The organism is Oceanitalea stevensii, assembly GCF_014837105.1.
In the GTDB taxonomy this organism is placed as follows: domain Bacteria; phylum Actinomycetota; class Actinomycetes; order Actinomycetales; family Actinomycetaceae; genus Oceanitalea; species Oceanitalea stevensii.
The window spans coordinates 1-14,823 of sequence record NZ_JACSPO010000008.1; the positions used below are offsets into that span (position 1 = coordinate 1).

Genomic DNA, 14,823 nt, shown 5'->3' on the forward strand with positions numbered 1-14,823 from the left:
ACCAGCTCCGCGCGGACATCCTCTCCCTCATGGGCCACACCGCGCTCGAGCTCGGCTACGTCGGACTGCCGCCAGGCACCACCGTGGCCGACGAGCAGCCGGAACCGGACGGCCCGGTGACACCAACACCTCCACCGGCTGACTCCGCTGCGGGTGAGCCGCTGCCGGACGCGCGGCTGTCGGACGAGCCGCCGGCTCACGAGCCCGGCGGGCCCGAGGGCCGGTTTGGCGCCTCGGACGACGCCGCTGCCCAGCAGGATGAGCCCGCCGGCGAGCAGTGCAGCCCAGACTCCGAGACTCCTGCACCGCTCGTGAGCCCGACGACCACGCCCACCGCCGAGCAGGACCCACCCGGCGAGCTCGCACCGAGCCCCGCGGACTTAACCCAGGAAGCTGATCCGGCGGCTCCCGACCCACCCGATGCGGGGGCCGAGGGGACAGCTGTGCTCACAACTGGCCCACCCGCCCCCGTGGACCCGCCCAGGCCGCCCGGTCCGTCCGTGGAGCATCAACCGATGAGCAGATCAGGCACTGTCCCTCGCCGCTGGCACATGCCGGTGGGCCACATCGGCGGGCAGCGCGCCCAGATCCGCGTCCTCGTGCCGCTCTCGGTCCTGCTCCCGGCCGACATCGCCAGACAGCTCGGCCTACCGGCATCGAAGCCGGCCGACGGCACCGGCGCGAAGCCGGCCGACGGCTCCGGCGCGGAGCTCGCCCCGCTGCCCGACGAGGACGCCATGCTCGCCTTCCTCGACCGCGAACCCGCCGAGGTAGCCACCCTCGAGGGCTACGGGCCCATCTCCCCCGCCGTCGCCCGGGCCGCGGCACTCGGCGGGACGTGGCGACGGATCGTCACCGACCCACTCACCGGCACCGTCCTGGACCACGGACGCACCCGCTACCGGCCACCCGCGGAGCTCGCCGAGCTCATCCGGCTGCGGGACGGCACCTGCGTCCGTGCCGGCTGCACCCACCCCGCCCGCGGCTGCCAGCTGGACCACATCGTCCCGTGGAACGCCGGAGGGACCACCTCCATGCTCGGCCTCGAGGACCTCTGCACCCACGACCACATCCTCAAGACCAGCGGTGCGTTCCGGCTCCGTCGCCTGGGCAGCGGCGCCTACGAGTGGGTGACCCCCAGCGGCCACATCTACCGCCGTCATCCCGGCGGCCGGGTGACCCGCGAGCGCCGCCGCAGGCAGGCGATGCCGGATACCCCGACCTTCTAGGAAGACCAGGGTTCAGCCCGCGTCACGGGCCGAAAGTCATCGGACCCCTCCGGGCAGGACACGGAGGAGCCGCTGTAGAAGCGCTCGACGGCGTCGTAGGACGTGAGATCGACGTCTTCCGGGAACACGATCTCGGGTACCGCCTCCCGCGCTGCGGTCCGGAGTTCCTCATGGATCTCGTCGCTGACGGCGCCCGTGGTCACGAGCAGCGTGCCCATCGCTACAGCGACGACGCTGTTCCGGCGTCGACGCCCCATCGCCGGCCTGGGCGTCGGGACGTCGACGTCCCGCAGCTCCTCGGCCAGCAGAACCGTCAGCTTGCTGGCGGATGCTGACGGTTCCGGCGCGCTCCTACGCAGCAGGTCGACGTCGGTGTCGTCCATGGTGAGCCCTTCGTACAGGGAGTGCGGCACCCTGTTCATGGCCACCATGAGGCTGAGCGTTGCAGGCGTGTCCAGATGTACTGACCGGCGCCTTGGCTAAGCAGGCGCAACACGGTGCTTCGATCTAGCGACGTTGCTTGCCGGCGCTGTTCCGCGACCCGACGGATCTACCCAAGCCCGTAAGAAGCCCGATCTCGGCGAGCCCGTCGCCTGTAGACGCACTCGGCCAGTCCGATGAGCGCCGCGACGGTGAAGCAGGCGAGGCCGAGAACTGTGTAGACCATGACTTGGCTGCTCCTGTGCGGGAGGATCGCGAGTAAGGCGGCCAAGATGATCGAGACGGATGCACCGCCGAGCGCGCAGACTGCAGCCCAGAACCGTAGTGCCTCGCCCGCGAACGGGCGGCTGACTGCCCTCTTCGAGGTGCCCGACCCCCGCGGAACGCTCCTTTGCATGCCATGACCGTAGCGGAGGTCCGGCTCCCGCATGTGGAGTCCAAGATGGGGAACCGGGTGCGGCGCAGTGGAGCGTGGTGCGCCAGCGATGGGCCGCCCGGGAGGGCATGCTCATGACGTTCCTAGAGCCAGTGGTGCCTCTTGAAGACGGCGTACAGGACCACGCCCAGCGCGACCATGGCGAGCAGTGCAAGGGGGTAGCCGTACGCCCAGTCAAGCTCTGGCATGTGGGCGAAGTTCATGCCGTAGATCGTCCCGACCAGGGTGGGGGCGAAGAAGATCGCTGCCCACGAGGAGATGCGTTTGACCTGTTCGCTCTGCTGGTAGCTGGCCTCGCTGACGCGGCGCATCTCCTCGTTCTGCTGCTGTGCCACCAGGGTGGCGTTGACCGCCAGGGCGTTCTGCAGGAGGCTGCGGAAGGCGTCGGCGCGCTCGACCACGCGCAGGGTGTGGTCGCGGACGTCGCGGAGCCGGTGCCGTAGCTCCACGTCCACCTCGTACGCGTCGAAACCACGCTCGAGGTCCTCGAGCATGCCCACGAGCGGGTGGGTGGCGCGTTGGAAAGCCATCACCTCTCGGGAGAGCTCGTAGATCCGCCGTGAGACGGTCGGGTCGCTGTCGAAGAGCTGGTCCTCGATCTCGTCGATGTCGTTCTCCAGTCCGGCCACCACCGGGCCGTACTGGTCCACGACCTCGTCGAGGATCGCGTAGAGCACCGCCTCCGGACCGAGGCGGAGAGTGCCCGGGTCGTCCTCGAGCCGGCGCCGTACCCGGCCCAGGTCCGGCGACTCGGCATGTCTGACCGTGACGACGAAGCCGGGGCCGGTGAAGACGTGCAGCTCCCCGAACTCGACCTCCTCGACGTCCTCGAGGTACCGGGCGGGGCGCAGGACGGTGAACAGGGTGTGGCCGTAACGTTCCAGCTTGGGCCTTTGGTGGGCCTTGTTGGTGTCTTCCTCGGCCAGCTCGTGCAGGCCGAACTCGCCGGCGATGGCGCTGACCTCCTCGGGGGTGGGGCGGTAGAGCCCCACCCAGGCCATGCCACCGTGCTGGTGGAGCAGCTCGAAGGTCTGCTCCAGGGTGTGCGGTGTCGCGGCCCGTTGCCCGTCGACGTAGATGACGTTGTCCACGACTCCCATGACGTGTGCTCCCTTGTTCGCCGTGTGGACGAAGTGTTCGGCGACCGCGGCGGGTTCTAGGACGGTGACCGTGTCCTCGGACAGGATCGTCTCGCCGATCTTCTTGCCGAACCCCGGAGGCTCGGAACCTGACCCGACGGTAGTAGGTTGCTTCCCGCTCGGCGGGTGGGGCGAGGGTGAACTCGCCGTGCAGGCGGCGGTGGTAGGGGTTCCGAACCGGCCTCCAGATGTCCGGCGCTGTGGCACGGTGTTCTGGTGCGTCGGGTGGCGAGCAGTGTTGCGGTCCTGTCCGTTGTCGTGCTGGGCGCGTGCGCGGAGGGCAGTCCACCTCCCGCACCAGCCGGTCCGGCTGCCACCCCCTTGAACGAGCCGGTCGAGGGAACCCTGTGCGCGGAGTTCCCGTCTCGCGAGGACATGTTCCCTGCGGGCCGGCTGGAGGGCTGGTGGAACGCGACACCGGCCGACCCTCGGACGGGAGAGACCATGACCGACCCAGCCGAGTGGGGAGACGCGCGGATGCGGGAGCACCCGCGGGTCGCCGTCGTGGACACCCAGTCCGGCAGCTGGGCCACCTGGGACCGGACGAACTGCGGTGAGGCGCACGAGTACGCCGCCGTGGTCGGCCCCGACTGGCCGGCGCTGTCCTACGCCATCGTCGACATCGACTCCGGTGAGCTGCTCGACTCGGTGGAGCTTGCCGAGGTCGGGGAGGGGGACCACCTCACCACGACCGCGAGCCTCATGGCGTCCACGCTGGCTAACGGTGGGGCAGTGCTCGACGCGGACGCTGCCGGCCCGTATCCCGACCTGGCTCGTCCGGAAGACCCCTTCGGCCTGGCCCTCGAGTCGGTGGCAGGCCTCGAGGATGCCGCGATCGTCGGTGGCACCTACGAGTCCCCGAGCGGAGTCGGCTTCAGCTTCCGCGTGCAGCGCGGAGAGGACATGGTCCTGGGCGAGCCCCTCGGTTTCGCGACCGAGCCCCTGGAGGTCGACGGGGGCGAGGGGTGGACCTTCGGTGGCCCCTCGTGGAGCTTCACCGCCGACGCCGTGACCGCCGACCAGGAGTGCGGCGTCTCAGTCGCCGCGCAGCCCACCGGCACCGACGTGCCACCGTGGCCGGAGGGCTACGCGGAGTACCTCTCCACGACCGTCCTCAGCCGCCTGCTGGCCACCTGCTAGTCAGGCGTTCCGCACCGCGTGGCGGACGTGGACCACCCCGGTGTCGAAGCGGCGCTGGTCCAGCAGCTCGAGGTCGAGTCGTACGCCGCGGGGCAGCGCCGGCTTCCCGCCGCCCACGACCACGGGATAGAGAAGGAGGACGCACTCGTCGACCAGCCCGTGGCGGAACGCCTCGGCGCCGATGGCGGCACCGCCGATGCTGAGGTCCGCGCTGGAGTCGGCCTTCAGCTGTCGGACCGCCTCCGGCTCGAACCGCCGCTCGACCCTCGTCCGCGCTGTCGTCACGTCCTCGAGGGTCGAGGAGTAGACGACCTTGTCGGCGTCGCGCCAGATCTGCGCGTACTCGCGGACGACGGTCGGCTCGTCGGCGAGCCAGTCGTCGTCCTCCCAGACACGCATCGTCTCGTACATGCGACGGCCGTAGAGCGAGGTGCCGATGCCGCGCTCGTGCTCGTTCCAGAACGCGTGCACCGCCTCGTCCGGCTCGGACCAGTCGAAGGCGCCGGTCTCGTCCTCGAGGTAGCCGTCGAGAGAGACGTTGGCTGCGTAGATGAGCTTGCCCATGGGTGCCTCCGGGGCCTGGCGGGGCTCCAGCGTCCAGCGGCGCGGGGGCGCCGTCAAGAGTGCGGCGCAGCAGCTCGTGAGGGGCGCCCCAGGCAGGACTCGAACCTGCAACCTACGGATTAGAAGGCCGTTGCTCTATCCATTGAGCTACTGGGGCCCGGCAAACCGGCAGGCCCAACGGTAGTGCCTCCCGGCGACACGCACCCCGACACGTGACGTCCAGGCTTGGTCTGCCCCTGCTGACCAGGGAGGATGGGGGCGTGACCACCGCCCCCGACACCCGCGATGCCCGCTCGGCACGCCACGTGCGGGGCCGGTCACCGATTCTCGACGTCGTCACCGACGTGCTCGACGACGTCACCTCCGCCCGTTTCCCCCTCGGCCTGCCCGGTGCCGAGGCGCTGCGGGAGCTGCGCGACCGGGTCGAGACGCAGATCGGGGCTCACCTGCTGCCGCGCCTCAAGCGCGACGCGGGGCCCGCCGTCGTCGTCCTCGGCGGCTCGACCGGCGCGGGGAAGTCGACGCTCGTCAACTCCGTCGTCGGCCGCGAGATCTCCGACGCGGGCGTCATCCGGCCGACGACGATCAGCCCGGTCCTCGCCGTCCGCCCCGAGGACACCTGGCTCGTCGCCGAGCACCCGATCACCGAGCTCGCCGACGTCGTCCCCGACGACGGCGTGCCCGCCGGCCTGGCCCTGCTCGACGCGCCGGACCTCGACTCCGTCCTCGAGGGCAACCGCACCCTGGCCAACCTCCTCCTCGAGACCGCCGACCTGTGGCTCTTCGTCACCACCGCCGCGCGCTACGGCGACGCCGTGCCGTGGCGGGTGCTGCGCCAGGCGCAGGAGCGCGGCATCACGGTCGCCGTCCTCCTCAACCGGGTCCCGCGCCGCGTGCTCCCCGAGGTGCGTGCCGACCTCATGCGCCGGATGACCGACCTCGGGCTGGGGGAGGCCCCGCTGTTCGTCGTGCAGGACGTGGGCCCGCACGAGGGCCTGCTCCCCGCCGACGTCGTCGAACCCGTCCGCACCTGGCTCGCGCTCCTCGGTGGCCGCAACACCGCCCGCGGCGTCGTGCGCCGCACCACCCAGGGCGTGTGGGGGACGCTGCGCGAGGAGCTGCTGCGCCTGGCCGACGGCATCACCGAGCAGGCCATGGCCGCCGGCACGCTGCGCTCCCGGGCGGAGCACGCCGTCGGGGAGGCCGCCGACGCGCTCGTCGCCCGCCTGCGCACCGGCGTCGCCACCCAGGGCGCGCCGACCACCCGCTGGCTGTCCGCGGCGAGCACCGGTGGCGTGCTGGCCCCGCTCACCGGTGACGTCTCCCGGGTCCGCAAGGGCTGGCGGGGCAGCGGCACACGCGACCGCAGCCGCGCCGCCGTCGCCATCGGGGCCGAGACGCGCCAGGCGCTCGCCCCGCTCCTCGTCGACGCCGCGGCGGACGCCGCCGCGGACCTGCGTCGCGCCTGGTCCGAGCCCGGCCGCGGCGGCGCAGACCTGCTCGTGGCCGACGACGGCGCACGCGACTCCCGCGCCGAGTCCGCCGTCGCCGCCTGGGCCGCCCGGACCGACGCGCTCGCCGAGCGGGTGCTCGGTGACTCCGCGCGCGTGCTCGACGCCGCCGGGCTCAGCGGCCTGCTGCAGGCGGCCGCCGCCGGCCTCGAGGGAGCCGCACGCGCCGTCCGGGCGCTCGTGCCCGACGAGGACGTCGTCGCGACGGTGGCCGAGGACCTCCACGAGACGGCCGCCGCCGTGGTCCGTGACGAGGCCGGCCCCGCCCTCGACCGCCTCGCCGCCCTCGGGCTGCGCAGCGAGGCCGGTGCCGGTCTGCGGCTGCGGGCCAGTGAGCTGAGAGGACACCAATGAGGCACCACGGCGCCCACGCCGCTCCCGCCCACGACGACGAGCGGCTGAGCACGCACGTCCAGCGGATCGCCGCGGCGCTCGGGCAGGCCGGTGACGAGGTCGCCCCCGAGCTCGTCGCCGCCTCCCTCGCCGACATCGCCCAGGTGGAGAAGCGGCTCGCGCTCGGCGTGGACCGCACGGTCGTCGCCCTCGTCGGCGGCACGGGCTCGGGCAAGTCCTCCCTGTTCAACGCGATCTCCCGGCTGCGCTTCGCCGACGTCGGCGCGATCCGGCCCACCACCGACCGGGCCGCCGCGTGCGTGTGGGGCGGCTCGGCCACCGAGCTGCTCGACTTCCTCGAGGTCTCCGACCACCGGCGCATCGGCCGCGAGAGCGTCCTGGACGCCGACGAGGAGCAGGCCCTGCACGGGCTCGTGCTCCTCGACATGCCCGACCACGACTCCGTCGCCGAGGCCCACGCCGACCAGGTCGACCGGCTGCTGCCGCTCGTCGACATGCTCATCTGGGTGGTCGACCCCCAGAAGTACGCCGACCACGCCCTCCACGACCGCTACCTGCGTGCCCTGGCCGACCGCCAGGAGGCCATGCTCGTCCTCGTCAACCAGGTCGACACCATCCCCGCGGCCGCGGTGCCGCGAGTGGTCGAGTCGGTCCGGGACCTCCTGCGCGCCGACGGCCTGGGCGGCGTCGAGGTCATCACCACCTCCGCCGTCACCGGGCAGGGCATCGCGGACGTGCGGGAGATCCTCGCGCTCACCGTGGCACGGTCCTCGACCGCCGCCCGCACCGCCGAGGCCGAGATCGGGGCCGTCGCCCGCAGGCTGCGCGCCGCCGTCGGCAAGGACGAGCCCGCCCTCGGGTCCTCCGAGGTGGCAGCGGCCGCCGGTGAGCTGAGCCGCGCGGCCGGCGTCGGCTCCGTCGCGGACTCGGTGCGTGCCGCCGTCGAGAGGGTGCGGTCCAGCGCGTTGGCCCGCCCGGAGCCGCCGGCCACCGGCGCCGTCGAGGCCGTGCGGGGGCGCTGGCTCGCGGCCGCGACCGCCGGCCTGCCCGAGCGGTGGGAGCGCGCCGTGACGCAGGCCGTGCCCTCCGCCGAGTCGCTGCGCGGGTCCGTCTCCTCCGCCGTCGACGGCGTGCCGCTGCCGCAGGTGCGGCGGCCCGCACTGCTCGCGCTGCAGGTGGGTGGCCTCGCGCTGGCCGCGCTCGGCGTGCTCGCCCTCGTCCTCGGTGCCGTCGGCGCCCTCGGGGCCGGTGACCTGCCCGGCGGGGTGCTCCTCGGCGTCGGGGCGGGGCTGCTCGTGCTCGGCGGCGCGAGCGTCGTCGTCGCGCGGGTGTCCCGCGGCTCCCAGGGGGAGCGGGCGGCGGCGCGCTACCGCCAGGAGGTGGAGGAGCGGGTCGGTGAGGTCGTGCGCCGCGAGCTCGCCGCGCCGACGGTCGCCGTCCTCGAGCGGCACCGGACCCTGCGCCTCGCGCTGGACGCGGCTGCCGCACAGGACGGCTGAGCGACGGCTCCGTCCACAGCGGGCCGCCTCGCCGCTGCCGGGTGACGGCACCGCGCGGCATCGTCGTGCTCGACGCCGGCACCCCGCCGGCCGTGAGCCAGGGAGCACTGCGATGAGCGACACCAACCAGATCACCGTCCGCGGACGCGTCGGGACCGACCCGGAGATCGTCATCACGCCCAACGACAGGGAGGTGACGAAGTTCCGGCTCGCGTGCACCCGCAGCTACCGGGACTCCGCCAGCGGCGAGTGGCGGGAGACCGGCACCGAGTGGTTCACCGTCAAGACGTGGGGACCGAACGGCAAGTTCGTGCAGCGGTCGATCCGCCGCGGCATGCCGGTCCTCGTCCAGGGCATCTTCAGCTCCGAGGAGTGGGCCGGGCCGGAGCGCACGAGCCACACCAACGTCATCACCGCCGGTGTCATCGCCGTCGACATCAAGTACGGCCTCGTCACCTACGCGAAGGTCATCGAGCAGGCACCGGCGGAGGCCTTCGCCGCGGGGGAGCCGGCGCCCGGGGCGGACGAGGAGCGGGACCCGGAGGACGGCGGCGCACCCGTGGGGGAGGGCCTGGAGCCCGCGGACCCGTGGGAGAAGGCGCCCGTCGAGGTGTGATCGCCTGCAGCGAAGCCCACACCGGCGGCAGACGACGACCGGGCGGCCGTGGCCTACGCTGGAGGACGCAAGCGGCCGGGGGTCCGGCCCGCATCCTCGAGCACTGGGAGAGTTGTGGCCGAGTACATCTACTCGATGGTCAGGGCACGCAAGGCGCACGGCGACAAGGTCATCCTCGACGACGTCTCCATGTCCTTCCTGCCCGGCGCCAAGATCGGCATGGTCGGTCCGAACGGCGCGGGCAAGTCGACGATCCTCAAGATCATGGCCGGGCTGGAGCAGCCCTCGAACGGTGAGGCGCGGCTGAGCCCCGGCTACACCGTGGGCATCCTCCTGCAGGAGCCGCCGCTGGACGAGACGAAGAACGTCCTGGAGAACGTCCAGGACGGCGTCTCGGAGATCAAGGCCAAGCTCGACCGCTTCAACGCCATCGGCGAGGAGATGGCGAACCCCGACGCCGACTTCGACGCGCTCATGGCCGAGATGGGCACCCTCCAGGGTGAGATCGACGCCGCCAACGCGTGGGACCTCGACTCCCAGCTCGAGCAGGCGATGGACGCGCTGCGCCTGCCGCCGCCCGACGCGGACGTCTCCGTGCTGTCCGGTGGTGAGCGGCGCCGCGTCGCGCTGTGCAAGCTCCTGCTCGAGGCGCCCGACCTCCTGCTCCTCGACGAGCCCACCAACCACCTCGACGCCGAGTCGGTGCTCTGGCTCGAGCAGCACCTCGCCAAGTACGCCGGTGCCGTCATCGCCGTCACCCACGACCGGTACTTCCTCGACCACGTCGCCGAGTGGATCGCCGAGGTCGACCGCGGGCGCCTCTACCCCTACGAGGGCAACTACTCCACCTACCTGGAGAAGAAGGCCTCGCGCCTGGAGGTCCAGGGCAAGAAGGACGCCAAGCTCCAGAAGCGCCTGAGGGACGAGCTCGAGTGGGTCCGCTCCTCGGCCAAGGGCCGCCAGGCGAAGTCCAAGGCGCGTCTGGCCCGCTACGAGGAGATGGCCGCCGAGGCCGACCGCATGCGCAAGCTCGACTTCGAGGAGATCCAGATCCCGCCGGGCCCGCGCCTGGGCTCGGTCGTCATCGAGGCGAAGAACCTCGAGAAGGGCTTCGGGGACCGCACCCTCATCGACGGGCTGTCCTTCTCCCTGCCGCCCAACGGCATCGTCGGCGTCATCGGCCCCAACGGCGTCGGCAAGACGACCCTCTTCAAGACGATCGTCGGTCTCGAGTCGCTCGACGGCGGTGACCTCAAGGTCGGGGAGACCGTGCAGATCTCCTACGTCGACCAGTCCCGCGAGGGCCTGGACCCGAAGAAGACGCTGTGGGAGGTCGTGTCCGACGGCCTGGACTTCATCCAGGTCGGCAAGGTCGAGATCCCCTCGCGCGCCTACGTCTCGCAGTTCGGCTTCAAGGGCGCCGACCAGCAGAAGCCGGCCGGCGTGCTCTCCGGTGGTGAGCGCAACCGCCTCAACCTCGCGCTCACGCTCAAGCAGGGCGGCAACCTCCTGCTGCTCGACGAGCCGACGAACGACCTCGACGTCGAGACGCTCGGCTCGCTGGAGAACGCGCTGCTCGAGTTCCCCGGCTGCGCCGTCGTCGTCTCGCACGACCGGTGGTTCCTCGACCGCGTCGCCACCCACATCCTTGCCTGGGAGGGCACCGAGGAGAACCCGGCGAACTGGTACTGGTTCGAGGGCAACTTCGCCTCCTACGAGGAGAACAAGGTCGCTCGACTGGGGCCTGACGCCGCGCGCCCCAGCCGCATGAGCTACCGCAAGCTCACGCGCGACTGATGACCCGACTGACCGTTCCCGTCAAGCTCCGCTGGTCGGACATCGACGGCTACGGGCACGTCAACAACGCGGCGATGCTCACCCTCCTCGAGGAGGCGCGCATCGCCGCGTTCTGGGCGAGCCCGGAGGACCCGGAGGTCACTGGCGGCAGGATTCCCGCCGCCGGTGACGGCGCCCAGACGGCCACCTTCATCGCGCACCAGGAGATCGAGTACCTTGCGCCGCTGGAGTACACGACGGCGCCGATCCAGGTGGAGATGTGGCTGGCCCGCATGGGCGGGGCGAGCATCGACGTCTGCTACGAGGTGCCCGGGCCCGAGGGCGTCGCCGTGCGGGCGATGACGACCCTCGTGCTCGTCGACCGCACCACCGGCCGCCCGCGCCGCATCACCGACGACGAGCGCGCCGCCTGGTCCGAGCTCGTCGAGGCGCCGGTCACCTTCCGTCGCAACCTCACCCGCTGACCCCGCCGGGCGAGATCCGGCTGTCGGCGCACGGACCCTCTTCGCGGCGAGAGCTGAGTTGTTACTGGCGGGGCTGGAACAACTCAGCGCTCGGCGCGTGTGGGGGCGGGGGAGGCGGCTCGCCGTAAGGTGGGGTGGGACGTGGCCCAGGACGACGACGAGCAGGGACGACGATGAGAGGCAGGCTCCTCGCAGCGGTGGCGAGCGCAGCCCTCGCCCTCACGGGAGCCGCCGTGCCGGCCGCCGGCGCCTCCGCGGCCCAGCCCGACCACACCCACGCCAACGTCGCCATCCACGGGCCCGGCCACGCGGGCGCGCAGTCCTTCGTCCCCCGGGACGACGAGCTGGACACCGTGGCGGCGTGGCTCGTCAGCCGCTCCACGAGCGGGCAGGTCACCGCCTCGGTGCGCACCGACGTCACCGACCCCGCCACCGAGGTCGCCGCCGCGCAGGTGGACCTCGGCGGCACCGGCCGCGGCTGGCTCGAGCTCAACCTCGGCGGCGCCCGGGTGACGCCGGGGGAGGAGTACGCCCTCGTCCTCCAGGCGACCGGCACCGACGGCGCCGTCGAGTGGTGGGGCTCGCGCTCGGCCGCCCCGGGATCGCCTCCCAGCTGGAACTACGACCGTGACCACTGGGGCGGCTGGGTGGAGCAGGGCGCGGGCCCCGCCGAGCGCTACGCCGCCTGGGACCTCGCCTTCTACGTCGACGACGCCCACCCCGGCTGCGCGGCGGACAACTCGTGCTGGCGCCACCTGGGCGGCGAGCAGCTCGGCGTGCAGCCCGCCGGCATCGTCGGTACCCCGGGCCACCCCTACGCGCTGTCGGCCTTCGAGGCGGCGGGGGCGCGCTTCGTGCCCGGCTCCAGCGTCCTCGAGCTGGCCGACGGGAGCTGGCTCTACGTCCCGGAGGGTGCGCAGGCGCCCGTCGTCGTGCCCGCCGGGCACCCCGACGCGCTCGCGCAGGTCGAGGAGAGCCGCGCCTGGCTCGCCTCCGGCAGCGTGCCCGGCCGCACGGAGGCCGAGCGCGCGATGGCCGAGCGGGCGCTGCTGGACATGCGGCTCCTGCTCCAGGACAACGGCGCCGTCGCCGCGGCGTGGCACACGATCTGGCGCTACTCCTGGCCGCGTGACTCGGCCTTCACCGCGGTCGCCCTCGCCCGCGCCGGGTTCCCCGAGGAGGCGCTGCGGATCCTGCGCTACAACGCGAGCACCCAGCGCCCGGACGGCACGTGGGAGGCACGCACCCTCCTCGACGGCTCCGGACCGCCGGACGCCCGCGCCTGGCAGCTCGACGCCAACGGCTGGGTCCCGTGGGCCACGTGGCAGTACCTCCAGGTCGCGTCCGCCGCCGACCGGGACGCCGCCCTCGCCGAGCTCTACCCGACCGTCGAGGCCGCCGCCGACCACGCCGCCGCCAGCCTCGACGAGAACGGCATCCCACCGGCCCGGCCGGACTACTGGGAGAGCGGCTACCCCGCACCGAACCTCGGGACGGCGGCCCCGCTGCTCGCCGGCCTGCGCGCCGCCGCCGCGATCGCCGAGCTCGCCGGCGAGGAGGACGACGCCGACCGCTGGTTCGCCGCAGCCGACCGTCTCCAGTGGGGCATCGACCACTCCTTCGGCGGCATCGGCTACCAGCGCACCGTCGTCGACGGCAGCGGCAAGGACTCGGCCGTCGCCTGGCTCGCGCCGCCCTTCAACCCCGTCACCCCGGTGGTCCGCGCCGAGCTCGACACGACGTGGGAGGCCCTGGTCCAGGACACCGGCGGGGTGCAGCCCGGCGAACGCTGGGGCGATGACATGACGTGGACCCCGGAGACGATGTTCTTCGCCCTCGCCTGGGCCGCGGACGGTCAGGACGCCAAGGCCGAGCGCCTCGTCGAGTGGATGGACGCCCACCGCACTGAGGTGGGCGCCTACCCCGAGAAGGTCGGCCCGGACGGGAACCCGGCGGCGGTCGCCACCCTCGGCTGGACCGCGTCGCTCACCGTGCTCACCCTCACCGCGCTCGACGGTTCCGTCCCCACCCCGCCGGCCGGCACGAGCACCGTGACGACCGGCGACGACGCCGCCACCGACCCGCGGTCCGCCGCCCCCGCCCCGCTCGCCACCCCCGACTCGGTCGCCGCCCCCTGGCTGCTCGTGCTCGCCCTCGCGGCGGCTGCCGTCGTCGTCGGGCTCAGCCGTCGTCGGCGTCGCTGAGCCGCCGCCGGTTCCGGCGGCGCTGCCTCAGCCGGCGATCTCCTGCCGCTGCCGCGCCCCCGCCGCGTACCGCCGGCGCTCGCGCCGCAGACTCAGGACCACGTGGGCGGCGGAGAAGGCCGTGAGGACGAGGAGCGTGCCCGCGATGTTCCCGCCGGGGACCTCGTCGACGTCGAGGAGGAGCAGGGCCGTCACCGCGAGGGCGCCGTACAAGGCCGTGGGGGCGGCGGCCACCCTCGTGCTGAACAGGCGCGTGACGGCGAGGATCCCCACCATGACGGCGGCGAAGGCGGACGTCAGGAGCAGTGCCATCGTCGTCGTCTCCCCCCGACCCGAGTGCCCCGCCATCGTGGCACAGGCACGGCCGCGGACGGCCCCGGATCGCGGAGGGGATCAGGACAGGAGGCCGATGACCGCCTGCTCCGCCGGGGCGAGGCCCGTGCGGACCTCGATCTCACCGGGCGCCGCGGCGTCGGGCGGGATCGTGTTGCCGCGCTCGAAGCTGTCGATGACCTGCGGGTCGATGTAGGAGGCCCGGCTGACCGCCGGGGTGTTGCCGAGGTCCTCGGCCACCCGCTTGACCGCCTCCCGCACCGCCGCCTGCCGCTTGCGCGAGGTGGAGACGTCCTCCGCGCGGGCGAGGTGGACGGCGGCCATGACGGTCCCGCGCCACGTGCGGAAGTCCTTGGCGCTCGCGTCGGGCCCGAGGAGGTCCTTGAGGTAGGCGTTGATGTCCGCCGTCGACAGATCCACCCAGCGGCTGCCGTTGCGGTAGGCGAGCAGCTCGACGCCACCGCCGCGGCGTCGGCGCAGCGTGGTGAGCGGGCCGGTGAGCTCGGGGTCGAGCAGCTCCAGGGAGCGGGGCAGCCCGGACTTGGCCGTGTACTGGAAGCTCAGCGTGCCGTCGGCACGGATCCGCAGGTGGTCCTTACGCAGCGTCGCCAGGCCGTAGGTCTCGTGGCGCGCGGCGTAGGTCTCCCCACCGATCCGGAAGGCGCCGCGGTCGAGGAGCCGGAAGGCGATGGCGAGCGACTGCTCCCGGGTGAGCCGAGGGAGCGCGAGGTGCTCGGCCACCTGCCCGCGTGCCTCGGGCAGGCGGGTGGCGACGTCGAGCACGTGCCGGTACTTCGCCCGCTCCCGTCGGGCGCGCCACACGTCGTGGTAGAGGTACTGGCGCCGTCCGGCGTCGTCGATCCCCACGGCCTGGATGTGCCCGGCCGGGTCGGGGCAGATCCACACGTCCCGCCACGCGGGCGGGATGACGAGCGAGCGGCACCGTTCGACGATGTCGGGGTCGGTGACCCGCTGGCCGTCCGCGTCGAGGTACATGTACCCCTTGCCGGCACGGCGGCGGGTCAGACCGGGGGAGTCGACGCGGACCTTGCGCAGCCTCACCTGGTATCCCTCACGGGCCCAAGTCTGTGAGGTG

At 73.0% G+C, this 14,823-nt stretch carries 13 protein-coding genes and 1 tRNA gene; 8 read left to right on the forward strand and 6 right to left on the reverse strand.

Translation table 11 applies throughout. The annotated features are described in order from the left end of the window. Positions 1 to 515: 515 nt before the first annotated feature. On the forward strand, positions 516 to 1,229 hold the full coding sequence (locus H9624_RS12525; RefSeq protein ID WP_251840230.1) for an HNH endonuclease signature motif containing protein: 714 nt from the start codon (positions 516 to 518) through the stop codon (positions 1,227 to 1,229). On the opposite strand, the gene H9624_RS12530 is transcribed toward H9624_RS12525, so the two are convergent. After that, on the reverse strand, positions 1,226 to 1,612 hold the full coding sequence (locus H9624_RS12530) for a hypothetical protein (protein ID WP_251840231.1): 387 nt from the start codon (positions 1,610 to 1,612) through the stop codon (positions 1,226 to 1,228). The genes H9624_RS12525 and H9624_RS12530 overlap by 4 nt on opposite strands. A 577-nt stretch (positions 1,613 to 2,189) precedes the next feature. After that, positions 2,190 to 3,206 carry a magnesium and cobalt transport protein CorA gene (locus H9624_RS12535; RefSeq protein ID WP_251840232.1) on the reverse strand — a complete coding sequence of 339 codons (1,017 nt, stop codon included), beginning with the start codon at positions 3,204 to 3,206 and terminating at the stop codon, positions 2,190 to 2,192. 483 nt (positions 3,207 to 3,689) lie between these two features. Between H9624_RS12535 and H9624_RS12540 the strand changes: the two genes are divergently transcribed. Next, a complete protein-coding gene (locus tag H9624_RS12540) occupies positions 3,690 to 4,385 on the forward strand; it encodes a hypothetical protein (protein WP_251840233.1) in 696 nt (231 codons plus the stop codon). Here H9624_RS12540 and H9624_RS12545 read toward each other — a convergent pair whose 3' ends face one another. Next, the gene (locus H9624_RS12545) at positions 4,386 to 4,949 is read right to left on the reverse strand and encodes a dihydrofolate reductase family protein (protein WP_251840234.1); all 564 of its coding nucleotides are present in this window, start codon (positions 4,947 to 4,949) and stop codon (positions 4,386 to 4,388) included. A gap of 84 nt (positions 4,950 to 5,033) precedes the next feature. Then, positions 5,034 to 5,106, reverse strand: a tRNA-Arg gene (locus tag H9624_RS12550). A 103-nt stretch (positions 5,107 to 5,209) separates the two neighbouring features. Here H9624_RS12550 and H9624_RS12555 point away from each other — a divergent pair. From H9624_RS12555 to H9624_RS12580, 6 genes are all read left to right on the forward strand, one after another. Continuing rightward, positions 5,210 to 6,814 (forward strand): GTPase family protein, encoded by a 1,605-nt coding sequence (locus tag H9624_RS12555; RefSeq protein WP_251840235.1) that lies wholly within the window; start codon positions 5,210 to 5,212, stop codon positions 6,812 to 6,814. After that, positions 6,811 to 8,313 carry a GTPase gene (locus H9624_RS12560; protein ID WP_251840236.1) on the forward strand — a complete coding sequence of 501 codons (1,503 nt, stop codon included), beginning with the start codon at positions 6,811 to 6,813 and terminating at the stop codon, positions 8,311 to 8,313. Before H9624_RS12555 ends, H9624_RS12560 begins: the two co-directional genes overlap by 4 nt. Positions 8,314 to 8,425: 112 nt before the next feature. Next, positions 8,426 to 8,929, forward strand: coding sequence for a single-stranded DNA-binding protein (locus H9624_RS12565; protein ID WP_251840237.1), 504 nt, complete (start codon positions 8,426 to 8,428; stop codon positions 8,927 to 8,929). A gap of 114 nt (positions 8,930 to 9,043) precedes the next feature. Next, positions 9,044 to 10,726, forward strand: a complete 1,683-nt coding sequence (gene ettA / locus H9624_RS12570) for an energy-dependent translational throttle protein EttA (protein WP_251840238.1) — start codon at positions 9,044 to 9,046, stop codon at positions 10,724 to 10,726. Further along, on the forward strand, positions 10,726 to 11,190 hold the full coding sequence (locus H9624_RS12575) for an acyl-CoA thioesterase (protein WP_251840239.1): 465 nt from the start codon (positions 10,726 to 10,728) through the stop codon (positions 11,188 to 11,190). Before ettA ends, H9624_RS12575 begins: the two co-directional genes overlap by 1 nt. 173 nt (positions 11,191 to 11,363) lie before the next feature. Further along, positions 11,364 to 13,394 carry a glycoside hydrolase family 15 protein gene (locus H9624_RS12580; protein ID WP_251840240.1) on the forward strand — a complete coding sequence of 677 codons (2,031 nt, stop codon included), beginning with the start codon at positions 11,364 to 11,366 and terminating at the stop codon, positions 13,392 to 13,394. 27 nt (positions 13,395 to 13,421) lie between these two features. Here H9624_RS12580 and H9624_RS12585 read toward each other — a convergent pair whose 3' ends face one another. Both H9624_RS12585 and H9624_RS12590 read right to left on the reverse strand, forming a co-directional pair. Then, positions 13,422 to 13,706 (reverse strand): hypothetical protein, encoded by a 285-nt coding sequence (locus tag H9624_RS12585; RefSeq protein ID WP_251840241.1) that lies wholly within the window; start codon positions 13,704 to 13,706, stop codon positions 13,422 to 13,424. A gap of 81 nt (positions 13,707 to 13,787) precedes the next feature. Then, complete coding sequence (locus tag H9624_RS12590) at positions 13,788 to 14,789, reverse strand: DNA topoisomerase IB (RefSeq protein ID WP_251840242.1); 1,002 nt, start codon at positions 14,787 to 14,789, stop codon at positions 13,788 to 13,790. Positions 14,790 to 14,823: the final 34 nt, after the last annotated feature.